The organism is Nocardioides sp. YIM B13467, from assembly GCF_042788075.1.
Lineage (GTDB): Bacteria > Actinomycetota > Actinomycetes > Propionibacteriales > Nocardioidaceae > Nocardioides.
Map to the genome: position 1 here is coordinate 1 of NZ_JBHZPJ010000007.1, position 20,759 is coordinate 20,759.

General features: G+C 70.4%; 21 protein-coding genes. 4 read left to right on the forward strand and 17 right to left on the reverse strand.

Translation table 11 applies throughout. The features are described from left to right. From ACFX43_RS01545 to ACFX43_RS01580, 8 genes are all read right to left on the reverse strand, one after another. On the reverse strand, positions 1-286 hold a 286-nt coding region (locus ACFX43_RS01545; RefSeq protein WP_378816149.1), incomplete at its 3' end, for an alpha-hydroxy-acid oxidizing protein. Next, on the reverse strand, positions 283-1,515 hold the full coding sequence (gene mftC / locus ACFX43_RS01550; protein WP_378816152.1) for a mycofactocin radical SAM maturase: 1,233 nt from the start codon (positions 1,513-1,515) through the stop codon (positions 283-285). The genes ACFX43_RS01545 and mftC, both read right to left, overlap by 4 nt. Beyond that, complete coding sequence (gene mftB, locus ACFX43_RS01555) at positions 1,512-1,796, reverse strand: mycofactocin biosynthesis chaperone MftB (protein ID WP_378816155.1); 285 nt, start codon at positions 1,794-1,796, stop codon at positions 1,512-1,514. Before mftB ends, mftC begins: the two co-directional genes overlap by 4 nt. Then, entirely contained in the window at positions 1,796-1,900 is a 105-nt protein-coding gene (gene mftA, locus ACFX43_RS01560) for a mycofactocin precursor MftA (RefSeq protein ID WP_008355686.1), read from the reverse strand. The genes mftB and mftA overlap by 1 nt, the downstream gene beginning before the upstream one ends. Positions 1,901-1,989: 89 nt before the next feature. Further along, on the reverse strand, positions 1,990-2,919 hold the full coding sequence (locus tag ACFX43_RS01565; protein WP_378816159.1) for a 2-hydroxyacid dehydrogenase: 930 nt from the start codon (positions 2,917-2,919) through the stop codon (positions 1,990-1,992). Positions 2,920-2,942: 23 nt separating this feature from the next. Further along, on the reverse strand, positions 2,943-3,908 hold the full coding sequence (locus ACFX43_RS01570; protein ID WP_378816161.1) for a sugar kinase: 966 nt from the start codon (positions 3,906-3,908) through the stop codon (positions 2,943-2,945). Continuing rightward, positions 3,905-4,648: a fumarylacetoacetate hydrolase family protein gene (locus ACFX43_RS01575; protein WP_378816164.1), complete on the reverse strand. Its 744-nt coding sequence runs from the start codon at positions 4,646-4,648 to the stop codon at positions 3,905-3,907. Before ACFX43_RS01575 ends, ACFX43_RS01570 begins: the two co-directional genes overlap by 4 nt. Continuing rightward, positions 4,645-5,931, reverse strand: coding sequence for an MFS transporter (locus ACFX43_RS01580; RefSeq protein ID WP_378816167.1), 1,287 nt, complete (start codon positions 5,929-5,931; stop codon positions 4,645-4,647). Before ACFX43_RS01580 ends, ACFX43_RS01575 begins: the two co-directional genes overlap by 4 nt. A 149-nt stretch (positions 5,932-6,080) precedes the next feature. Here ACFX43_RS01580 and ACFX43_RS01585 point away from each other — a divergent pair, with 149 nt between their 5' ends. Continuing rightward, the gene (locus ACFX43_RS01585) at positions 6,081-6,872 is read left to right on the forward strand and encodes an IclR family transcriptional regulator (protein WP_378816169.1); all 792 of its coding nucleotides are present in this window, start codon (positions 6,081-6,083) and stop codon (positions 6,870-6,872) included. A 10-nt stretch (positions 6,873-6,882) separates the two neighbouring features. Here the strand turns inward: ACFX43_RS01585 and ACFX43_RS01590 are convergent, their stop codons facing one another. Then, positions 6,883-7,698, reverse strand: a complete 816-nt coding sequence (locus ACFX43_RS01590) for an alpha/beta hydrolase (RefSeq protein WP_378816172.1) — start codon at positions 7,696-7,698, stop codon at positions 6,883-6,885. 16 nt (positions 7,699-7,714) lie between these two features. Between ACFX43_RS01590 and ACFX43_RS01595 the strand changes: the two genes are divergently transcribed. Next, positions 7,715-8,293: a PadR family transcriptional regulator gene (locus ACFX43_RS01595; RefSeq protein ID WP_378816175.1), complete on the forward strand. Its 579-nt coding sequence runs from the start codon at positions 7,715-7,717 to the stop codon at positions 8,291-8,293. A 25-nt stretch (positions 8,294-8,318) separates the two neighbouring features. Here the strand turns inward: ACFX43_RS01595 and ACFX43_RS01600 are convergent, their stop codons facing one another. Together ACFX43_RS01600 and ACFX43_RS01605 are read right to left on the reverse strand one after the other, a co-directional pair. After that, positions 8,319-8,867, reverse strand: a complete 549-nt coding sequence (locus ACFX43_RS01600; RefSeq protein WP_378816176.1) for a TetR/AcrR family transcriptional regulator — start codon at positions 8,865-8,867, stop codon at positions 8,319-8,321. After that, positions 8,867-10,057, reverse strand: coding sequence for a cytochrome P450 (locus ACFX43_RS01605; RefSeq protein WP_378816179.1), 1,191 nt, complete (start codon positions 10,055-10,057; stop codon positions 8,867-8,869). The genes ACFX43_RS01600 and ACFX43_RS01605 overlap by 1 nt, the downstream gene beginning before the upstream one ends. Before the next feature lie 186 nt (positions 10,058-10,243). Between ACFX43_RS01605 and ACFX43_RS01610 the strand changes: the two genes are divergently transcribed. Both ACFX43_RS01610 and ACFX43_RS01615 read left to right on the forward strand, forming a co-directional pair. Continuing rightward, entirely contained in the window at positions 10,244-11,800 is a 1,557-nt protein-coding gene (locus ACFX43_RS01610; protein WP_378816181.1) for a sodium-dependent transporter, read from the forward strand. After that, positions 11,797-11,928, forward strand: coding sequence for a methionine/alanine import family NSS transporter small subunit (locus ACFX43_RS01615; protein ID WP_378816182.1), 132 nt, complete (start codon positions 11,797-11,799; stop codon positions 11,926-11,928). Before ACFX43_RS01610 ends, ACFX43_RS01615 begins: the two co-directional genes overlap by 4 nt. 93 nt (positions 11,929-12,021) lie before the next feature. Here the strand turns inward: ACFX43_RS01615 and ACFX43_RS01620 are convergent, their stop codons facing one another. The 6 genes from ACFX43_RS01620 to ACFX43_RS01645 form a co-directional block, all read right to left on the reverse strand. Continuing rightward, positions 12,022-12,468, reverse strand: a complete 447-nt coding sequence (locus ACFX43_RS01620) for a cupin domain-containing protein (RefSeq protein ID WP_378816185.1) — start codon at positions 12,466-12,468, stop codon at positions 12,022-12,024. Between the two features lie 65 nt (positions 12,469-12,533). After that, entirely contained in the window at positions 12,534-15,086 is a 2,553-nt protein-coding gene (locus tag ACFX43_RS01625; protein WP_378816188.1) for a LuxR C-terminal-related transcriptional regulator, read from the reverse strand. A 73-nt stretch (positions 15,087-15,159) separates the two neighbouring features. Then, positions 15,160-16,476: an erythromycin esterase family protein gene (locus ACFX43_RS01630; protein ID WP_378816190.1), complete on the reverse strand. Its 1,317-nt coding sequence runs from the start codon at positions 16,474-16,476 to the stop codon at positions 15,160-15,162. Then, positions 16,473-17,831 carry a phosphoribosyltransferase family protein gene (locus ACFX43_RS01635; protein ID WP_378816193.1) on the reverse strand — a complete coding sequence of 453 codons (1,359 nt, stop codon included), beginning with the start codon at positions 17,829-17,831 and terminating at the stop codon, positions 16,473-16,475. Before ACFX43_RS01635 ends, ACFX43_RS01630 begins: the two co-directional genes overlap by 4 nt. Positions 17,832-17,970: 139 nt before the next feature. Further along, the gene (locus tag ACFX43_RS01640) at positions 17,971-18,342 is read right to left on the reverse strand and encodes a DoxX family protein (protein ID WP_378816195.1); all 372 of its coding nucleotides are present in this window, start codon (positions 18,340-18,342) and stop codon (positions 17,971-17,973) included. 74 nt (positions 18,343-18,416) lie between these two features. Beyond that, positions 18,417-20,756 (reverse strand): sulfatase-like hydrolase/transferase, encoded by a 2,340-nt coding sequence (locus ACFX43_RS01645; protein WP_378816198.1) that lies wholly within the window; start codon positions 20,754-20,756, stop codon positions 18,417-18,419. Positions 20,757-20,759: the final 3 nt, after the last annotated feature.

Below are 20,759 nucleotides of genomic sequence, written 5' to 3' on the forward strand. Positions count from 1 at the left end.
CGGGATGTACGGCCTGGACCCCGGTCGGGCTGATCAGGACCGGCAGCGGGACGGAGTGGCCGAAGACGGTCGTTCCCAGGTCACGCTTGGCGTGCTGTCCGACGACATGGGGCGCCCAGCCGAGCTCGGCGAAGGCCGCCTGGTTGTCGGTCATGCTCTGGCCCCGCTCGGAGCCGGCGACCAGCGCGCCGTAGACCGGCTTGGGCAGCCGGCGCCGGGCTCGTTCCTGGGCCACCGCGACCGACTCGAACCACGGGTTCTTCTTCCAGGGGTTCTCGAGCTTCACGACAGGTCACCTCCGGCGAGCGGGTCTTCGTTGCAGGCGGAGACGGGGCGCCGCCTGGTGGCACCGAGATTGAGCAGCACCGGTGCGTTGCGGCTGGCCTGGCTGCGAGAGTGGTCCTGGCTCGCCGTCGGCACGAGTCGGTCGCCCGCGAGCGCCGCCTCGCCGTAGCCCTGGACGCACTCCGGGTCCGGGCCGTCCAGCGGCAGGCCGGTGAAGAACTTGGCCGCCATGCAGCCACCGCGGCACGCGTCGAAGTGCTGGCACTTCGTGCAGGCTCCGCCGGTCTGCGGCGAGCGCAGCTCGGTGAACAGCGGTGAGGACTGCCACACCTCGCCGAAGCCGCCCTCACCGAGCAGGTTGCCGGCCAGGAACTGGTCGTGGATCGCGAACGGGCAGGCGTAGACGTCGCCGATCGGGTCGATCAGGCACACCACCCGCCCGGCGCCGCACAGGTTGAGCCCCGGCAGGGACTCGCCGTAGGCGGCCAGGTGGAAGAAGGAGTCGCCGGTGAGGACGTCCTCTCCGTGCGCCATCAGCCAGTCGTAGAGCTCGCGCTGCTGCTCGGGCAGCGGGTGCAGCTCGTCCCAGACGTCCGCGCCACGACCCGACGGGCGCAGCCGGGTGAGGCGCAGGGTCGCGCCGTACTCGTCGGCGATGGCCTTGAAGTCGTCGAGCTGGCCGATGTTCTCCCGGGTGCAGACGACGGAGATCTTGGCGTCAGAGAAGCCGGCATCACGGAGATTCCGCAGCGCCTTGAGCGCGGTGTCGTACGAACCCGCTCCACGGACCCGGTCATTGACCTCCGCCGTCGCGCCGTCCAGGGAGATCTGTACGTCGACGTAGTCGGTCGAAGCCAGGAAGGCGGCGCGCTCGGGGGTGATTCGGAAGCCGTTGGTGGAGAACTTCACGCCGACCTGGTGGTCGACGGCGTACTCCACGAGCTCCCAGAAGTCGGGGCGGATCGTCGGCTCTCCGCCGCCGATGTTGACGTAGAAGATCTGCATGCGCTGCAGCTCGTCGATGACCGCCTTGCACTGCTCCGTGCTGAGCTCGCGCGGGTCGCGCCGGCCCGAGCTCGACAGGCAATGGGCGCACTCGAGGTTGCAGGCGTACGTCAGCTCCCAGGTCAGGCAGATCGGGGCGTCGAGGCCGAACTCGAACTGCTCGACGAGGCTGCCGCCTGCGGGACGGCCCGTGGGAGTGGTGGGGCGTTCTGGTGCGAGGGTCACACTGCCTCCTCATGGCGGGGGCGGATCATGTCGGTCTCGGCGAGGGCGCGGAGCGCCGCTGCGTAGGCGTCGTGCTGATCCGGCGGGATGCCGGCGGCGTCGAGCGCGCTGCCGAGACGAGGGTGCTGCTCGAGGAGCCGGACCACCTCGACCAGCTCCGGCCGCTTGAGGAAGGTCAGCTTCCGGTTGCCGAAGTGGTAGGCGAGGGCACCGAAGGGCTCAGGACGCAGCGCCACCGAGGGCGAGAGTGTCCACGGCTCCTCGAGCATGCGATCGGGCATCAGTAGACGCCGCACATTCCGTCGATCGAGACCTCCTCGATGAGGTCCTCGGTGGCGACGTCGCTGGCGATGTCCACCGGGTTCGACTCGTTCTGGGGTTCCATCTGCTGCTCCTCTCACGGGGTGACCGTTCGCACGTTAATCACGGCGTGAGCGGAGCAACCTCCCCGATCGGAGAGTCTTGCGGGCAGGATCAGGGAGGTGTGGCCGGGCCCGGGCGGGGCACGACGTTGAGCAGCCGGCGACCTTCGGCGAAGCGCCGCAGCTGCTCGGCCACCAGGCGCTCGGCCCGCGGGTAGAAGGTCGCCGCACCGCCGCCGACGTGAGGTGTGACGATCGCGCCCGCGATCGACCACAGCGGGTGATCGGCGGGGAGCGGCTCGGGATCGACGACGTCGAGCGCCGCTCGCAACCGCCCGGTGGCGAGCTCGGCGAGGAGCGCGCCGGTGTCGAGCGTGCGGCCCCGGCCGATGTTGACCACGAGCGCGCCGTCGGGCATCAGGGCGAGCTGCTCGGCGCCGATCAGACCGATGGTGCCGGGCTTCTCGGGGAGCGTGAGCACGACGATGTCGGCGGTGGGCAGCAGGCTCGGCAGCTCGCCCACACCGTGGACGTCGCGCGCCGGATCAGCCCTCGACGCGACCCGCACCACCTCGGCCTCGCAGGCGAGCAGGCGCTGCTCGAGCGCGGTGCCGATCGAGCCGTACCCGACGATCACCACCCGCGAGTCGGCCAGCGACCTGGTGTGCTCCGGCAGCCAGCGGGCGGCATCCTGATCGCGCACCCAGCGGGGCAGCTCCCGTTGGGCGGCGAGGATCAGGCCGAGCCCGTGCTCGGCGGCGCTGGCGTCGTGCAGGCCACGCCCGTTGCACAGGGTGACCTCGGGGCCGATGAGCGGGAGCACCTTCTCCACGCCCGCACTCAGGCTCTGTACGGCACGGAGCGCAGGCATCCTCGGCAGCAGGTCTCGCCCGGCGCTCCGGCCGTACGGCAGCACGTAGAACGCCACGTCGGAGACGTCGGCCGGCGGGGAGCCGGTGCCATCGAACACCTCCACCTCCAGGCCGTCGGGCCAGCCGCCCATCTGGCCCTCCAGGTGGGCCCACGGCACGAGTACGCGCATCGAGTCGTTTCCTTTCGCTGATGTCATGCGGCCACCGAGCTGGTCGCCAGGAAGCGCTCCAGCTGTTCTCGGTCGGGAAGGCCGTCCTTGTCGCCCACGGATGTGGTGGCCAACGCACCCACCGCAGCGGCCCGCTCGAGCGCCGGCCCGAGCTCCAGACCGTCAAGATGGGCACTGATCAGCCCGGCGGCGAAGCCGTCGCCTGCGCCGACGGTGTCCACCGCCTCGACCTGGAACGCACGCTGCCGGACGGTGCCTTCCGGACCGAATGCGACGGCGCCGGCACAGCCGTTCTTGACGACCACGCGCGCGACGCCCGCGGCGAGATAGTGCTCGGCGATGCGAGCAGGGTCGCTGTGCCCGGTCAGCACCCGCCCCTCCTCGACGCCCGGGAGCACCCAGTCGGCGAGCGCCGCCACTTCGTTCACGACGGAGACCATCTCCTGCTCGCTGGCCCACAGCGACGGCCGCAGGTTCGGATCGAACGAGACGCTCGCACCGCTCGCCCGAGCCGCGGCCACCGCCCGGAACGCGAAGTCGCGCGCCGTCTCGGAGATCGCCAGCGGGATGCCGGTCAGGTGGAGATGACGGGCAGAGGAGACGTACGCCCCCATCGCATCGCTCCACGCCAGCCGGCTCCCCGCGGACCCACGCCGGAAGTAGACCACCTCCGGGTCGCCGCCGTCGGCCCGCGACTTCAGCTGGAAACCGGTCGGCGCTTCACGGTCGATCTCGACCCGCGACAGGTCGATGCCGCAGCGGCCGAGCTCCTCCTCGATGAACAGGCCCAGCGGGTCCTTGCCCAGGCGTCCGATCCAGCCGGAGCGATGGCCCAGCCGGGCCAGCCCGGTCGCCACGTTGGTCTCGGCCCCGGCCGTCGCCTGCGCGAAGGTCGACGCCCGATGCAGCGGTCCGCTCTCCTGGGCCACGAACATGGCCATCGCCTCTCCGAAGGTGACCGCGTCGATTCCGGTGTCGATGCCGGTCATGCCACACCCCTCTCCGTACGCCTCTCCCGATTGCCCTCAGCCACCGGACTGACCAGCTCTCCGATACCCGCGACGCTCGCGGTGACCTGCTGTCCCGGCCGGATCGGAAGGCTGGCCCCCGGGGCGCCGGTCAGGATCACGTCGCCCGGGCCCAGCGGGAGGAACTCGCTGACCCATGCGACCACCTCGGCGACGCTTCGGGCCAGCTGATCAGTGCCCGCCCGCGGCGCGGTCGCGTCGTCGACCGCGAGTCCGACCATCGCACGGGCCGGGTCGAGATCGGTCTCGATCCAGGGACCGATCGGGGTGAACCCGCGCTGTCCCTTTGCCCGGGTCCACAGCGGGTCCTCGGTCTGCAGGTCGCGCCCGGTGACGTCGTTGGCGACCGTGTAGCCCAGCACCGTGCCCGAGCGTCCGATCACGACCGCGAGCTCGGCCTCGGCATGGACCAGTCCGAGGTCGGCCGGCACCGGCACCGGCTCGCCGGGTCCGATCACGGACCTGGCCGGCTTGAGGAACGCCTGCGGCGGCAGGAGCCGGTCTCCCGGCCCGGTGTTGTGGGCCATCCCGACCACCGTGCGCGGCTCGACCGGAGCGAGCAGGCGGGCGTCGGCGAGCGCCACCCACCGGTCCCGGCACCGGATCTCGTCAGCGAACAGGTCCTCGATCAGCCGGTAGCCGTCGGTCTCGACGACCGCATGGTCGATCCCGTGCGGATGCTCGATCCGGGCGATCCTCATCGAGCCGTCTCCGCGGCCGGCGCCTTGACCAGCAGCATGACCACTGCGGCCAGCGCCAGGCAGCCCGCCATCAGCAGGAACGACGCGTCGGTGCTCCCGGTCGTGCCGTTCAGCCAGCCGACGAGGTAGCTGCCGGCGAACCCGCCGAGCGCACCGAAAGAGTTGATCAGCGCGATCGCCGCTCCGGCCACGTTGCGTGGCAGGAACTCCGGGATCTGCGCGAAGTACGGCCCGTACGGCGCGTACATGGCACCGCCGGCGGCGGCGAGCAGGGCGAAGGAGAGCCAGAACTGGTCGGGCCCGAGCAGGTAGGAGCCGTAGAACGCCACCGCGCCGAGCAGCAGCCATGGCCACACGAACCGGCCACGCGTCCCGGCGCGGTCGGAGGCGCGGCTGTTGAGGATCATCAGCACGACCGCGAGGACGTACGGGATCCCCGAGATGAGCCCGGACATCCCGATGCCCTGGCCCGAGGCCGCCTTCACCATCGAGGGAAGCCAGAACACGAAGCCGTAGACCCCGACGCTCCACAGGAAGTACTGCAGCGAGAGCAGGATGACGTTGCGCGACCGGAACGCCTCGCCGTAGCCCTTCATCGGGGTCAGCGCGCGCTGCTCCTGGTTGAGCTGGTCGACGACGGCGTCGCGCTCGGCCGGGTTGAGCCACTTCGCCTGCTCGGGGTGGTCGCTGACCATCGCCCGGAACACGAACGCCCAGGCGACCGCGGGCAGGCCCTCGATGATGAACATCCACCGCCAGCTGGTGGCCTCGATGAGGAAGCCGGAGACGACCGTCAGCCACAGCACCGTGACCGGGTTGCCGAGGATGAGGAACGTGTTGGCACGGCCGCGCTCGCGGCTGGTGAACCAGTGGCTGAGGAAGATCACCATCGCCGGCAGCACCGCCGCTTCGACGACGCCGATCAGGAAGCGTACGACGATCAGCGCGGTCGCCGAGCTGAGCAGCCCCTGCACCGAGGCGAGCACGCCCCAGGCGAGGAGGCTCCAGAAGATCAGCGACCGTACGCTGCGCCGCTCGGCGTAGATCGCTCCCGGGATCTGGAAGGCGAAGTAGCCCAGGAAGAACGCCGCGCCGATAAGCGCGGAGACCGCCGGCGTGATGGCGAGCTCCTCCTCCATCCCGCCGGCGATGCCGATGGAGAAGTTGGAGCGATCGAGATAGGCGAGGCTGTAGGTGATGAAGACGATCGGCAGCAGGCGCGCCCAGCGCTGCGTGCCCATCGTCGCCGCGCCGGAGTCGGCACGGAGGTCGGAGGTGCTCATCAGGGGTTTCCTTTCGCTCCACTCCCGCGTGGCGGAAGTCACTTTCACCATGCGAGTGTGGCGGCGGCCACATCGGCCCGTCAACGAGTTCCTTCCATCTTTCAGATATCGCTTCCACGATATGGAAGGATCTATGGAAGAATGGCGCCATGGATGACACGACGGATGCGGCGGCGAAGCGCGACATGGTCGGCAAGGCGCTGCTCCTGCTGGACCACCTCGCCGCCTACCCCTCCGGCGTACCGCTCTCCACCCTCAGCCGGGAGACCGGCTTCCCGCTCAGCACCTGCCACCGGCTCGCGGCGGCGCTGATCCGCGACGGCTTCGCAACCTTCGATGAGGACAGCAAGCGCTACTCCCTCGGGCTCAAGGTCTTCTCGCTGGCCCAGTACGTCGCGCACCGCCGCGGCTTCGCCGGCTCAGCCCTGCCCGCGCTGGAGGAGCTCACCGAGCAGACCCGCGAGACCTCGCTGATGTCGGTCCGCTCGGCCCACAACCAGCTCTACGTCCACCACGTCCAGGGCCCGCAGCAGGTCAGTGTGATCGGCACCCCGGGCGGTCTCGGCCCGCTGCACTGCACCTCGATGGGCAAGGTGCTGGTGGCGTACGCCCCCGACGCCGAGCGGAAACAGCTGGTCGACGACCTCGACCTGGTCGCCAAGACTCCTCATACGATCTCGGACCGCGCCGCGTTCGCGGGGATGATCGACCAGGTGCGCGAGCAGGGGTACGCCGTCGCGGACGAGGAGCACGAGATCGGCATCCGCGCGCTCGGTGTCCCCGTCCTCAGCCCTGATGGCCACGCCGTGGCCGCGGTCTCGATCGCGGCCCCGTCCTATCGGATGGAGATGGCCCGGATGGTCGACCTGCTCCCTCACCTACGGGCTGCCGCAGAGCGACTCTCGATCGTCCTGCCGATCGCGACCTTCCCCGGGCGATAGCGGGCCGAGATCACCTCGTGGCGTACGTGATGACCTGCTGACCGAGCGGCGAGAACCGGCCCTCCTCGACCACCAGCTCCCAGCCGTGCCCCGCCTCGGCGGGCACGAACTCCGACGACGTGACCTGCGCCAGCGCCTGGGCGGCGTCGGCCTCCTCGGCGCCGTCGGTGTCCTCGGCGATGGCGATCAGACCCGGCGTCGTGATCGAGTCGGCGACCGAGGCCAGGTCGACGCCGGCCCAGCTCGATGGCCCCGACAGGTCGACCCAGCCGTCGACGTCCACGCCGGCGGCGACGGCCCGCACGGTCTGGCTTCCTCCCATCGAGGCACCGACCAGCACGACCGGCGCATCCGGCCACTGCTTCTCGACCTCGCTCAGCGCGGCCCGCACCTGCGGCACCGGGTCGTCGGGATCCTTGATCCCGCACTCGGCATCGCCGTAGCCACACTGGTCGTACGAGAGGCCGGCGACGCCCTGGAGAGCCGCCAGGATCGCGAAGTCACCCCAGCCGCAGCGGTCGCCGTCGGTCTGGTGGAGCATCACCAGCACCGCCGACGGTTCCCGGCCGTCCGGAGGAGAGAAGCGGATGGCCGGCAGCTCGAGCCCCTTGCCGGCGACCTGCGTCGGCTCCACCCCGGCGTCGGTCTCCGGCAGGAAGCAGCCGCCGAGCTCACCTTGGATGTACGGCCCGTCCGTCGGCAGCGCGCTGCCCGACGCCTTCGCCTGACCCGCACCGTCCCCCTCGGCACCGTTCTCAGCACCGCACCCAGCCAGCACCAAGCCGAGGATCGCCGCCTCGGCCGCTACGCCCTTCACGCTCCGCATATGTCAATATTGACATATGAATGATCCCGGGGCGACCGCATCCAACCTCGGCTTCGCGATCCTCGGCCTGCTGGCACGGCGGGCGAGCACCGGCTACGAGGTCGCGCAGCGGATGCGGCAGCCGATCGGCTACTTCTGGACCGCCCGCCACTCCCAGATCTACCCGGAGCTGAACCGTCTCGACGCCGCTGGGCTGGTCGAGCACGAGGTCATCGAAGGAGCCGGCCCCAGACCGACGAAGCGCTACCGGATCACCGAGACCGGTCGGGCCGCTCTGGCCGCATGGGTCATCGGCGACCTCGAGCCGCAGCCGGTCCGTGACCTGGAGATCCTCCGGCTGTGGTCGATCTGGACCGTCGAGCCTGACGCCGCCACCGAGCTGGTCGGCCGGCTCGAGGCGGTCCACCAGGGCGTACTCGACCGCTATCTCGAGGAGCTGGCCGAGATCGCCGACCGCCCCGGCATCCGTGACCCGTCGAACCCGCTGTTCGCCACGCGGATCACCCTCGAAGGAGGCATCCGGTCACGGCGTACGGCACTGGAGTGGTGCGCCTGGATGCGCGCGGAGTTCGCAGCCGCCGAGCGCCGCGGCTAGTGGCACGTGAGCTTTCAGCCTTGGTCTACCTGGTGCCCGGCGGCACCACGAGGAACCGCTCCACCAAGCGGCGCTCTGCCTCTTCGTCGTCGCCGGGGCTGGTGAGGAACGACAGGATGATGCGCAGGACCCAGTCGGCGAGGTCGGGATCGGTGGCGTCCGGGTCGGCGGCGAGATAGCTCTGCGCGACTCCGCGGATGACCGGGGAGTCGTGGAGGACCTCGCGCAGCAGGGTGCTGTCACCGGCGTACCAGGCGGCGAGGTGGGGGCGCTCGCGCACGGCGGCGAGGCAGGCGACGACGGCCTCGACCACGCGACTGCGGGGGTCGGACACGTCGGTCGTGGCCCGGGCGACCTGCTTGGTGATGAGCCGCGCTTCGCGGTGGGCGAAGGCGTAGATCAGCGCCTGCCGGTTCTCGAAGTAGCGATACAGGGTCGCGCGCGAGCAACCGGCCGCGCGGGCCACCTCGTCCATGCCCGGCTTGTCGACGCCTCGCTCCACGAAGAGCTCGCCCGCGGCGTCGAGGATCCGCTCGGCGGCGAGCTCGGTCCGCTCCGCCTCGAGCCAGCTCATCAGACGACCTCGACGTGGAGGCTGACGGGCCTGCGTACGTAGCTCCCCGGTGCCCACCGCAGGGAGTCGTGGTCGACGGTGAAGGATGGCATCCGGGTGAGTATCTCGGTGAGCGTCACCCGGCCCATCATCCGGGCGGCCGCGGCACCCAGGCAGTGATGCGCCCCGTGGGCGAAGGTGAGGATCTGGCGGGGCCGGCGGGTGACGTCGAGCTCCTCGGCGTCGGCGCCGAAGGCGCGCGGGTCCCGGTTCGCGGCCGCGTAGCAGAGCAGGACCTTCTTCCCCGAGGGGATGGTGACGTCGTGGATCGTGACGTCGCGGGTGGTGGTCCGGGCGAGCCCCTGCACGGGCGAGGTGAGCCGTAGCAGCTCCTCGACGGCGGCGGGGACGTCCTGCAGAGCGAGCTCGCGCTGGTCGGGGCGGTCCGCCAGCAGCGGCAGTCCGCCACCCAGCAGCCCCGTCGTCGTGTCGTTGCCGCCGGCCACCATCGTGAAGGCGAACGCGAGCACCCGCAGCAGCCCGGCGTCGTCGTCGGCCTCCCCGGCGGCGACGAGATGGGAGACGGTGTCGTCACCGGGCTCCCGCCGGCGCCGCTCGATCAGCTCGGCGAAGTAGCCCATCAGCTCGGCGGCGGCACCGGCTCCGATGCTCTCGTCCTGCGCCGCGTTGGCCGTCACGATCGCATCCGTCCACACGTCGAACCGATCCCAGTCCACCTCGGGAACGCCGAGGTAGTGGGCCACCACCATGCTCGGCAGCGGCTTGAACAGCTCCGTGACGATGTCGCCGCCGCCCGCTGCCCTGAGCTGCTCGACCCGCTCGACGACGAACTGTATGACCCGGGGAGTCACGTCCTCGACCTGCTTCGGCGTGAACCCGCGGTTCACCAGCTTCCGGAATGCCGTGTGGGCCGGCGGATCGGTCATCACCATCGGCGGGTTGTCGACCAGCCCGATCCGCTCGAGCTCGTCGTGTGCTGTCGTCAGCCCGCCGGTCGAGCTGTACGTCTCGTGGTCACGCACCGCCGCGAAGACATCGTCGTGCCTGGTCAGGACCCAGTAGTCACCCCGAGCGACGTGGTGGACCGGGTCATGCTCGCGCAGCGCGGCGTACATCGGCCACGGGTCGGCCCACGACTCCCCGGACAACGGGGTGTACGCAACCCAGTTGTGAGACAGATCTGAGTTCATGTCTCATACACATCGACAAGTATCTGAACATTGTCAATGGGTCGCCACCACTGCGACAGCTGTCGAAACCCCGAAGTCGCCCGTCAGCAGGCGGATGACTATTGTCTGTGATCGGCGTCACAAGCGCCGTCCAGCAGTACGTTCGGCGCCACAAGCGCCACGCACATATCGAGCAAGGAGGCGGATATGAGCACGACACCTGAGGGCGTGCAGGAAGCGGCCGCGGCAAAACGCGGCGCGTTCTCATCGCGACAGGTCTTCATCTTCGCGGCGATCGGCTCCGCGGTGGGCCTGGGAAACATCTGGCGTTTCCCCTACGTCGCCTACGACAACGGAGGTGGCGCGTTCGTCATCCCCTACATCGTGGCGTTGCTGACAGCCGGAATCCCGTTCCTGTTCCTCGACTACGCACTGGGCCACCGCTACCGCGGCTCCGCGCCGCTGTCGTTCGCGCGCCTGCGCCGCGGCACCGAGGGCCTGGGCTGGTGGCAGGTCGGCATCTGCTTCATGATCGCCGTCTACTACGCAGCCGTGATGGCGTGGGCTGTGCGCTACACGATCTTCAGCTTCACCAAGGCCTGGGGTGACGACCCGGAGGGGTTCTTCTTCGGCAAGTTCCTCCAGGTCGGTGCCACCCCGGGCGTCGACGCCACCCCGGTGTGGGGTGTCCTGATCCCGCTGCTGTTGGTGTGGGCGGCGATCCTGGCCGTGATGCTGCTCGGCGTGCAGAAGGGCATCGGCGCGACCTCCGTCATCTTCATCCCGATCCTCGTGGTCGCCTTCGGGATCCTCGTGGTGCGGTCGCTCTTCCTGCCCGGTGCGGCCGAAGGGCTGAACGCCCTCTTCACCCCGGACTGGGGCGCACTGACCGACGCGACGGTGTGGGCTGCGGCGTACGGCCAGATCTTCTTCTCGCTGTCCATCGGCTTCGGCATCATGATCACCTACTCCTCCTACGTCCACAAGCACACCGACATGCCGGGCTCGGGGCTCGTGGTCGGCTTCGCCAACTCCAGCTTCGAGCTGCTCGCCGGCATCGGCGTCTTCGCCGCCCTCGGCTTCATGGCTCAGGCCAGTGGTGTCGCCGTCAACGAGGTCGCCACCTCTGGCGTCGGTCTGGCGTTCGTGGCCTTCCCTGCGATCATCAGCGAGGCGCCGGCGGGTGCGCTGATCGGCGTGCTCTTCTTCCTGTCGCTCGTCGTCGCCGGCTTCACGTCGCTGGTGTCCGTGATCGAGGTCGTGATCTCCGCCGTACGTGACAAGTTCGAGATGACCCGCACCGGTGCCACCGTCGCGGTCACCGTGCCGATGGCCGTGATCAGCCTGGTGTTCTTCTCGACCACGAGCGGGCTCTACGTGCTCGACATCCTCGACCACTTCATCAACCAGTTCGGCATCCTCCTGGTCGCCGTGATCTCGATGCTGGTCCTGAGCTGGGGGCTGCGCGTGCTGCCGACCTTCAGCGCTCACCTGTCCGACGGCAGCTCGATCGTCGTCGGTGCCTGGTGGCGGATCCTGGTCAGCATCGTCGCCCCGATCGGCCTGATCCTCGTCCTCGGGCTCGCCTTCTGGGAAGACGCGAAGACCCCGTACGGCGGATACCCGGGCTGGATGCTCGCCGTCTTCGGCTGGGGCGCGGCCGGCGCCGTCGTCGTCTTCGGCTTCCTGGCCGCCCAGGCCAAGTGGCGAGACCCTGAAGCTCTGTCCCAGGTTCACTTCAACGAGAAGGGAGCACAGTCATGAGTGGCTCCGCCATCGTCATGATGCTCGTCGCGATGCTGGTCATCTGGGGAGGCCTGGCGCTGGCCGTCGTCAACCTGCGACGCAGCCCCGACCTTCCGCACGAGGACGAGATCCGGCGCGACCTCTGACGGGTCACCGACCCGACCAGACACAGGGGCCTGTCCCGGAACGCGGCGTGAGTCGCGTCTCGGGACAGGCCCCCTGTCGTTGAGACGCGCGGATCATCCGCCCGCGAGCGCGACGCCATGGCGCTCGGTGACCGACAGGATCGCGGCCATCGATTCCGCGGCCGGCCGGTCCGCGGGAACGGAGCTGGCGAAGTCGGCGAAGAACCGGCCGGCGCCGTCGCCGGTGGTGATCGCCAGGGCTCGGGCGGAGTCGCCGACGACCTCGAAGGTGCCGGGCGTGCCGGCCGGGAAGACGACCAGGCCGCCGGGCTCGACGTGGTAGACCCTCCCGTCGACGTACGCCGTGATGCGCCCCTCGAGCAGGTACAGCACCCCGCTCCACGGCGAGACGTGCGGCGGCGCCATCGGGGCGGCGGGTGCGAAGACCTCGAAGACCTCGAAGGCCCCCTGGGCGTCCTTGACGGCGGCCTTCGCGACATGGTCCCCGTCGATCATCGGGCTGTGCTGGCCCTCGTCGGGCCGTACGTAGGTGGTGCTCATGACTCCTCCTCCTGTCGGGTGCGTTCAGCATCCGCCGCTGGAGCCGGAGCGGTGCGAGTAGTGCGCTACTCGACTCCGAGAGGGTCGGCCAGAGCGGCTCGTTCGGAGACGCCGAGCTTGTGGCCGGCCCGATAGAGGTGCCCCTCGACGGTGCGCACCGACAGGGTCAGTCGCGCCGCGATGTCCTTGTTCGTCAACCCTCGGGCGGCCAGGGCGGCGATCTCCCGCTCACGGGCGGTCAGCGGCAGCGGCCGGGCCGCGACCACCAGCGCCGGGGTGCGGGCACCCGACCTCTCGGCCAGCTTCGCCGCGGTGGCCGCCGCGGTCAGGGCCGACCCCTGCCGCCCCGCGCGGCGCTGCACGTCGGCGGCCTGCGCGGCCGCGTCGCCCGCGGCGACGAGGTCACCGAGCCGGGCCCACGCATGCGCCACCCGGAGCAGCGCGTCGCCGTCCTCGTCGGCCCACGCTCGGGCATGGGCCAGGGCCGCGTCGGCGCGAGGGCCGAGTCCGGCCAGCGGGGCGAGCCGGCGGGCCGGCGCCACGGTCGTGTCGCCGAGCTGGACCGCGGTCTGCCAGGCGAGGACCTCGTACGCCGGCGAACCCGCCTCGCGAGCGAGATCCGCCGCGGCGACCGCGTGGCCGATCGCCTCCGTCGTCCACCCCTCGGCCGCGGCACCCCACGCCAGCGCGAGGCGATCGTCGGGCAGATAGAGCCGGTACGCCGGATGGTGCCCGGCAGCCACGCCAGACAGCAGCGGCGCGGCGCCCTCCGGTCGACCCGCCTGCGCCAGGGCGGTCGCCAGCAACGTACGGCACCGGAACCGGAACTCGTGGCCGGAGCCCTCCAGCGCGGCCCAGGCCTCGCGCAGCGAGAGCAGCGCATCGAGCAGGCGGCCCTCGGCAAGGGCCGCGTGACCTGCGACGACGAGCCCCATGAGCCTGGCGGGCCCGGGGAGGTCGGCCGATGCGGCCCGCATCCTCCGGGCCAGGTCCGCACCCCGGTCCGGTGTGCCGGCAAGACGGTGTCCGAGCACCTGGAAGTCGGCGAGCCCGAAGCCAGGGATGACGGTCGGCACCCGGTCGGCGGTCAGTCCGCCCACGACGGCGGCCTCGTCGAGGAGCTCGCGGCCACCGGTGACGGCGGCCGCCGCGGACGCAGATGTGGCGACCAGGATCCCGGCCAGGTCGTCGGGAATCTCGCTCCGGAGCAGCTGCGGCGCCCGGGCGAGCACGGCAGAGATCTCGCCGTCCACCAGGCGCAGGACGAGCGCCATGGCGGCGACGTGGACCGGGGCTGCCCCGGTGGCCTCGGCTGCGGCCAGCGCCTGGTGGGCCTCGTCGGGCCGGGCCATCGTGAAGAGCAGGTTGCCGGTGCGGTGCAGCTGCACCATCGCGAGCAGCCCCGGGTCGGACGCGGTGGCGACGATGTCCTCATGGATCGCCTCGGCCTCCTCGCCGCGGCTGAGCCACGAGAGCGCCGCGCCGTGCACGACCCTGGCGGCGATGTCGCCGGTGGCAGCGGCCGCGCGTGCCAGCCGCTCGGCCAGCGGCAGGTCGTACATCCGGGTCGCGGCCTCGGCGGCCCGCAGGAACAGCGCCGGTTCCGGTGGCAGGTCGGAGTCGAGGGTCAGTACGGCGCGGGGGATCGGGTCGGGCTCCGGGTCCAGGGTGAGCGCCACCCGGCCGCGGAGGCGGCGGGCGCGCAGCGTGCCCATCGCGGCGCGGCGTACCTCGCCGTAGAGGGGGTGTGCCAGCCGGGCGACCACCCCGTCGGTACGCACCAGCCCACGCTCCTCCGCCTCCTCGAGGTCGGCGGCCGAGGTCAGCGCGGACAGCGTCGGGACCGCCACCGGCTCGGCCAGGGCGACCAGGTCGACGACGTCACGCACCCCGGCCGCGAGATCCCCGATCTCCCGCTCCAGGAGACCGGCGAGCTCCGGCGAGATCGCCGGTTCGCTGGTCCACCGCCAGATCCCGGACGCCGCCGTGAACCGCCCCGCCGCGACCTCCCCGGCCAGCAGGTGCCGCAGGAACAGCGGGCTGCCCTCGGTCATCGTCCACAACCGGTGCGCGGAGTCCGTGTCGACCGGACCGCCGAGCACCCGGGCGATCAGCCGAGTGCTCTCCTCGGCATCCAGCGGCGCCAGGTCCAGGCGCGGCAGATGTTCGTCCTTCCACAGCGACGTCACGACGTCGGGGGCGGGCTCCCCGGTGCGGAGCGTGATCAGCACCGGCGCCATCCGCCGGACGACGACGCGATGTACGACGATCGCGGAGTGCTCGTCGAGCAGATGAGCGTCGTCGACCGTCAGCACGAGCGGCAGCTTCCGGGTGATCTGGTCCAGCGCCCGGCCGATGGTCTCGGCGGCCTGTCCGGGCGGGTCGTCGAGCAGCCCGGCGAACGCACCGAGCGGGAACGGTCGAGCGGCCGTGCTCCCCTGGGCGAAGACGACGGATCCCCCGTGACCGGCGGCGGCCGCCAACGCCTCACGGGCGAGCCGGGTCTTCCCCACCCCCGCCGGACCCGCAACGATGACGCCCGCCGCACCGGGCCGGATCGCCGCCGCCACCCTGCGCAGCTCGTCGTCCCGGCCGGTCAGCGGCCACGGCCGCTCCATGGCGTCAGGCTAGCGACCCGGTTCCGCGGGAGCATCACTCAAAAGGCGGCATCTTGCCTGCCGCGGCCCCCGATCAGAGTCCTGACGGCTCGGTTTCGTACTCGGGCTCGCGTGGTGGTGCCTCATGGTGGAGTGGCCGCAGTGCAGTTGTCTGCTCGAGCCAGATCAGCGCGTCGTACCGCTGGCCGATCACGGTGGAGACGTAGTTCCCCGCTTCGCGACGGGGTTCGTAGACCACCCCGATCGCGCGATGCCCTCGCGGAACGGTGAGCCAGCCGCCGGCGCGGTCCGGGGGGAAGATCAAGCAGGCTGGTTCGCCCAGCACGCGATGGAGGAGGTCCTCGTGGCTGCCCCAAAGGGCCGCGGGGACATCGAACACGACCTCGGGCTCCCCCCAACCGGAGGCGGCCAGGACCGTTCCCCGGTGTGCGGCGAAGCCGACCAGCGCCACACCGTCACCGGCATGCCGTTCCCTCATCAGCTGCCCCACATTGACCATCCCGGCCCGCACCATATCGGTGGCCCGGGCATCTCCGATGTGGGTGTTGTGTTCCCACAACATTCCCTTGGCGCCCGGCCCGAGATGTTGTGCGATCCGAGCGGCCGTGCCGGCCATGTGGTGGTCACGGATGTTCCAGGACATGCGGTCGCCACGGACCATGGTCCGGTAGTAGCGCTCGGCGTTCGTTGCGACCTCGGCGTTCTGCCACGCGTCGAAGGCGCCTTCGTCGTCCGGTGAACCCGACGCAGGTGCCGCACGCCGGCGGACCTCTGCGAGCACGGCTACGACCTCGTCCTCACAGGACTCCGGCACCAGGCGCGTGGCCCACGCGTACTGGTGCGGGTCCTCGCCGTAGGGCACGAAGCACTTCCAGGCCTGGAGCGCTTGCGCCACGGCAGCGGGGGCGTGCTCGTCCAGCCAGGCGATGAGCTCCCGCAGGGAATCCCACAGCGAGTACACGTCGAGACCGTAGAACCCGACTCGTTGATCAGCAGGTCGGGCGAGGTTCCAGGCGCGCAGCCAGTCCAGGAAGTCGGCGACGTCGCTGTTCGCCCACATCCAGGTCGGCCAGCGTTCGAACCCGGCCAGGACCTGCCGGGCGCTGAGGTCGGGGGCGGTCACGCCGCGGACCCAGCGGTTGATCCGCCAGCAGTCCGGCCAGTCACCCTCCACCCCGATCCACGTGAAGCCCTTCTCTTCGATCAGCCGGCGGCTCAGGTCCGCCCGCCACCGGTAGAACTCGTGGGTGCCATGCGAGGCCTCGCCCAGGCAAGCGAAGTGCATCGGGCCCAGCCGCTCGACCAACGGGTCGAGATCGGGGAGGCCTGTCAGTGGAAGAGCCAGATCCCGGATCTGTGCCGAGAACGCGTCGTCGGGCCATTCCCTCATCGGGACCCCGCTGGTGTCGTCCCGCGACGGTGGTCCTTCGCCGCGGTGAGGTGGTGGCGGAACCAGTCCCGGGCGAGCAGAGCGGCCTCAGCCAGGGCGCCTGGCTCCTCGAACAGATGGGTCGCGCCGGGTACGACGCTCACGCGACTCGGGCCGGCCAGCTCAGCGGCCGCCTTCTTGTTGAGCCGCAGGACCGCGGTGTCGGCTCCGCCGACGATCAGCAGGGTCGGCACCGTCACCGACCCCAGCCGCGGGGCGGCGAGATCGGGTCGCCCGCCACGAGATACGACGGCGGCGATATCCAGGTCCGAGTCGGCTGCCGCCCACAGGGCAGCCCCCGCCCCGGTGCTGGCACCGAAGAGACCGACCGACGCGCCACCTACGTCCGGCCTCCGCCGCACCCAGCGGACCGCCGCGCTGAGCCGGTCGGCCAGCAGCTGGATGTCGAACACGTTGGCGCGGTCGCGCTCCTCAGCCGGAGTGAGCAGGTCCAGCAGCAAGGTGCCCAGGCCCGCGTCGTACAACACCGAAGCGACGTACCTGTTGCGGGGGCTGTGCCGGCTGCTGCCGCTGCCGTGCGCGAACACCACCACGCCCATGGGCTGGTCCGGCAGGTGCAGATGCCCCTGGAGTACGACCCGCCCGGCCGGGATCTCCACGTCGATGTCACAGTCGGCCGCAGCCTCGACCGCGCGTCGCCGGTCGCGCCTCGCCGCCTCGGCGAGCAGAGCGACCACTTCCTCGTCACTGGTCGGGGCAAAGTCTCGATAGTGATAACCCACCGCCAGGAACGGATCCGGAGTCTCCAGCACCACTACTTCGTCGGCACCGGCGACCCCGTGGCGTACCTCGGGCGGACCGACCGGAACGGCGAGAACCACGCGTCGAGCGCCCTTGTGGCGCACCGCTTCACACGCGACCCGCGCCGTGGCCCCGGTGGCGATGCCGTCATCCACGATGACCGCGACGCGTCCGGTGAGATCGAGCGGATCACGCCCCCGACGCAGCCTCCTCACCCGGGACTCCAGCTCGGATCGTTCACGGGCCTCGACCAGATGCAGCTCCTGATCAGTCACACCCGCGTGAGCGATCAGTGGCCGGTCGACCACCTCGTACCCACCTTCGCCTATCGCCCCCATGGCCAGCTCGGGCTGGAACGGCAACCCGAGCTTGCGAACCACGATCACGTCCAGCGGCGCGTGCAGCTCCTGCGCGACCTCGAACGCGACCGGCACGCCTCCCCGCGGAAGGCCCAGGACCACCGCACCTTCGCCGCGCAGATGCGCCAGCCGCTTACCCAGCCGACGGCCGGCGTCGACGCGATCCTCGAACACCCGCCCTGCGAGGTGAACCATGGCGAACCTCCCACCGCATGTTGCCTCTCCACCGATCGTGGCTCCCTTCGGGCTCCGCCAGGCAGAGACCTTCGGCCTACTCGTCAGGGACGGATGGCCACTCGCCCGAGGCGGAATGGCCGAGGAGTCCACCCGGCCGCTAGAACGGCTCGATCGCGAAGCGCCCCCAGGCGACGAAGATCATCGCGGCCAGGAAGAGCAGGTCACCGAGCAGCTCCTTGTACTCACCGCGCCGGAGCCGTTCGGTGATCGCTCCGGCCATGTAGAGCGCCATGCACGATGCGGCGATCGGCACCAGGACCGGCGCAACGCCGACCAGGCCCGGAAGGACCAGGCCGACGCCACCCAGAACCTCCACGGCGCCCATGAACCGCACGTTGCCGGGCGTGAAATCCTCCGGCCAGTGCAGCTTCGCCGCGTACTTCTCATACGGCATCGTCAGCTTCACGATGCCGCCGGCGACGTAGGCGACGCCGAATACCCCGGCGACGATCCAGAGGGCGATGTTCATGATGTCTCCAGGTGTCCAGTTGATTCCCGATGTTCACCCCCTCAGACGGGACACGCGGTGTATCTGTGACATCGCTACTGACGTGCCATCGCGATCCTGAACCGCTCCTCCGGGTCGATGTAGTGGTCGTGGACGTCGTCGCCGAGGTCGATCTGGACCCACGCGATCTTGCCGCTGAACCGGCTGGTCCGGCTCGTGTAGTCCGAGGAGACCGTCGTACCGGACTCGTAGCCGATGTCGGTGGTCTCGTCGGCCGAGAAGACCATCGGCTGGGTCACCTCCACCCGACCCGACCCGACCGGCTTGCCGTCGTCGTAGAGCGTGACGTCGCCTCCCTTGGCGAGGCCACCGCCGTCGTACGCGAACTCGACCCGAACCTGGCGGGTCCCCGACGCGAGCAGGGATTCGGAGACGACGGGGAACTCCTGGATGCCGAGCACGTTGTAGACGAACTTGAGCCGTCCGTCGCGGGCGAAGAACGTCCAGCCGCCGAACCGGCCGCCCTGGGCGATGATCACGCCCTCGGCGCCGGTGTCGGGGATCGTCACCTCGGCGGTGACGGAGAACGACTTGTTCTTGATGCTGACCACGCTGTTCTCCGACAGCCGGCCCATGCCGGGGAAGAAGACCTGGCTCGTCCCATGGACGAGCGTCGGCCTGCCGGCCATCGCGGGCTCGATCCGCTCGGCCGTGCGGTCGTCCATCGGTAGCACCCCGTACTTCACGGCCTCGATCAGCCAGAGCCGCTGCAGCTGGGCGAGCTTCTCGGGCTGCTCCGCCGAGAGGTCCCTCGCCTGGCTGAAGTCGGTGTTTCCGTCGTACAGCTCCCACACGTCGTCGTCGAACGCCGGCAGGTCTCCGCCGACCATCACCCACGGGGTGCGGTGCTTGGTGACCGCGCTCCAGCCCTTGTGGTAGATGCCGCGGTTGGCGAACATCTCGAAGTACTGCAGGTCGTGCCGCTCCGGCTCGTCCGCGCCGCGGAACGAGTAGAGCATGCTCGTCCCCTCCATCGGCGACTGCTGGACGCCGTTGACCATTGCGGGCTCGGGCAGTCCGGCCGCTTCGAGGACGGTCGGCGCGATGTCGATGACGTGGGTGAACTGGGCACGCACCGAGCCCGGGTCGTCGATCCCGTCGGGCCAGTGCACGATGGTGCCGTTGCGGGTGCCGCCCCAGTGCGACGCGACCTGCTTGGTCCACTGCAGCGGCGAGTTCATCGCCCACGCCCAACCGACCGAGTAGTGGTTGTAGGAGCTGGGCGAGCCGAACTCGTCCATCTTCGCCCGCATGAAGTCGGGGGTCTCCAGCGCGGCCATGCCGTTGAAGTTGGCCATCTCGTTGAAGGCCCCGTTGACGGTGCCCTCGGCGGAGGCTCCGTTGTCGCCGACGATGTAGTAGACGATGGTGTTGTCGAGTACGCCGAGGTCGGCGATGGTGTCGATCACGCGGCCGACGTGGTGGTCGGTGTGCTCGAGGAAGCCGGCATACACCTCCATCTGACGGGCGAGCACAGGCTTGAGCTCGTCCGGCATGTCGTCCCACGCGGGGATCTCGTCGTGGCGGGCGGTCAGCTCGGCGTCGGCGGGGACGACCCCGAGCTCCTTCTGCCGCGCGAAGGTACGCTCCCGCTGGACGTCCCAGCCGTCGTCGAACTTCCCGGCGTACTTGTCGATCCACTCCTGGGGGACGTGGTGGGGAGCGTGGGTCGCGCCCGGCGCGAAGTAGGCGAAGAACGGCCGGTCCGGCATCAAGGCCTTCTGCTGGCGGATCCAGGCACACGCGTGGTCGGCCAGGTCCTCGGTGAGGTGATAGCCCTCCTCGGCCGTCGCCGGAGCCTCGATCGGGGTGGTGCCTTCATAGAGCGCGGGGTCCCACTGGTTGTTCTCGCCGCCGATGAAACCGTAGAACGTCTCGAACCCTCCGCCGGCCGACGGCCACGCGTCGAACGGGCCGAGCGGCGATGACTGCCACACCGGGACCTCATGGCACTTTCCGAACTGTGCCGTCGAGTACCCGTTGAGCTTGAGCGTCATCGCGAGCGGGGCCTTGGTGTTGGGCCGCACCGAGCTGTTGCCGGGTGCCGAGGTCGCCGTCTCGGTGATGCTGCCCATCCCGACAGAGTGGTGGTTGCGGCCGGTCAGCAGCGCCTGCCGCGTCGGGGCGCACAGCGCCGTTGTGTGGAACCGGTTGTAGCGCAGACCGTTGCCAGCCAGCCGCTCGGCGACCGGCGTGGCGCAGGGCCCTCCGAACGCGCTCGAGGCTCCGAAACCGACGTCGTCGAGGAGGACGACGAGCACGTTGGGTGCGCCATCCGGCGGGAGCAGCGGCTCGATCGGCGGGTAGGCGGTGTCGGGATCCTTGGCGTCGTACGTCGTGAGCCCCGAGGCTGGTCGGTCCGGGATCGGCAACATGGT

Bases quoted from the DNA above. Each gene is read 5' to 3' on its own strand.
- mftB (WP_378816155.1), bottom strand. From the start codon at position 1,796: ATGCCCGATCGCATGCTCGAGGAGCCGTGGACACTCTCGCCCTCGGTG.
- mftA (WP_008355686.1), bottom strand. From the start codon at position 1,900: ATGGAACCCCAGAACGAGTCGAACCCGGTGGACATCGCCAGCGACGTC.
- ACFX43_RS01565 (WP_378816159.1), bottom strand. From the start codon at position 2,919: ATGCGCGTACTCGTGCCGTGGGCCCACCTGGAGGGCCAGATGGGCGGC.
- ACFX43_RS01570 (WP_378816161.1), bottom strand. From the start codon at position 3,908: ATGACCGGCATCGACACCGGAATCGACGCGGTCACCTTCGGAGAGGCG.
- ACFX43_RS01575 (WP_378816164.1), bottom strand. From the start codon at position 4,648: ATGAGGATCGCCCGGATCGAGCATCCGCACGGGATCGACCATGCGGTC.
- ACFX43_RS01580 (WP_378816167.1), bottom strand. From the start codon at position 5,931: ATGAGCACCTCCGACCTCCGTGCCGACTCCGGCGCGGCGACGATGGGC.
- ACFX43_RS01585 (WP_378816169.1), top strand. From the start codon at position 6,081: ATGGATGACACGACGGATGCGGCGGCGAAGCGCGACATGGTCGGCAAG.
- ACFX43_RS01590 (WP_378816172.1), bottom strand. From the start codon at position 7,698: ATGCGGAGCGTGAAGGGCGTAGCGGCCGAGGCGGCGATCCTCGGCTTG.
- ACFX43_RS01595 (WP_378816175.1), top strand. From the start codon at position 7,715: ATGAATGATCCCGGGGCGACCGCATCCAACCTCGGCTTCGCGATCCTC.
- ACFX43_RS01600 (WP_378816176.1), bottom strand. From the start codon at position 8,867: ATGAGCTGGCTCGAGGCGGAGCGGACCGAGCTCGCCGCCGAGCGGATC.
- ACFX43_RS01605 (WP_378816179.1), bottom strand. From the start codon at position 10,057: ATGAACTCAGATCTGTCTCACAACTGGGTTGCGTACACCCCGTTGTCC.
- ACFX43_RS01610 (WP_378816181.1), top strand. From the start codon at position 10,244: ATGAGCACGACACCTGAGGGCGTGCAGGAAGCGGCCGCGGCAAAACGC.
- ACFX43_RS01615 (WP_378816182.1), top strand. From the start codon at position 11,797: ATGAGTGGCTCCGCCATCGTCATGATGCTCGTCGCGATGCTGGTCATC.
- ACFX43_RS01620 (WP_378816185.1), bottom strand. From the start codon at position 12,468: ATGAGCACCACCTACGTACGGCCCGACGAGGGCCAGCACAGCCCGATG.
- ACFX43_RS01625 (WP_378816188.1), bottom strand. From the start codon at position 15,086: ATGGAGCGGCCGTGGCCGCTGACCGGCCGGGACGACGAGCTGCGCAGG.
- ACFX43_RS01630 (WP_378816190.1), bottom strand. From the start codon at position 16,476: ATGAGGGAATGGCCCGACGACGCGTTCTCGGCACAGATCCGGGATCTG.
- ACFX43_RS01635 (WP_378816193.1), bottom strand. From the start codon at position 17,831: ATGGTTCACCTCGCAGGGCGGGTGTTCGAGGATCGCGTCGACGCCGGC.
- ACFX43_RS01640 (WP_378816195.1), bottom strand. From the start codon at position 18,342: ATGAACATCGCCCTCTGGATCGTCGCCGGGGTATTCGGCGTCGCCTAC.
- ACFX43_RS01645 (WP_378816198.1), bottom strand. From the start codon at position 20,756: ATGTTGCCGATCCCGGACCGACCAGCCTCGGGGCTCACGACGTACGAC.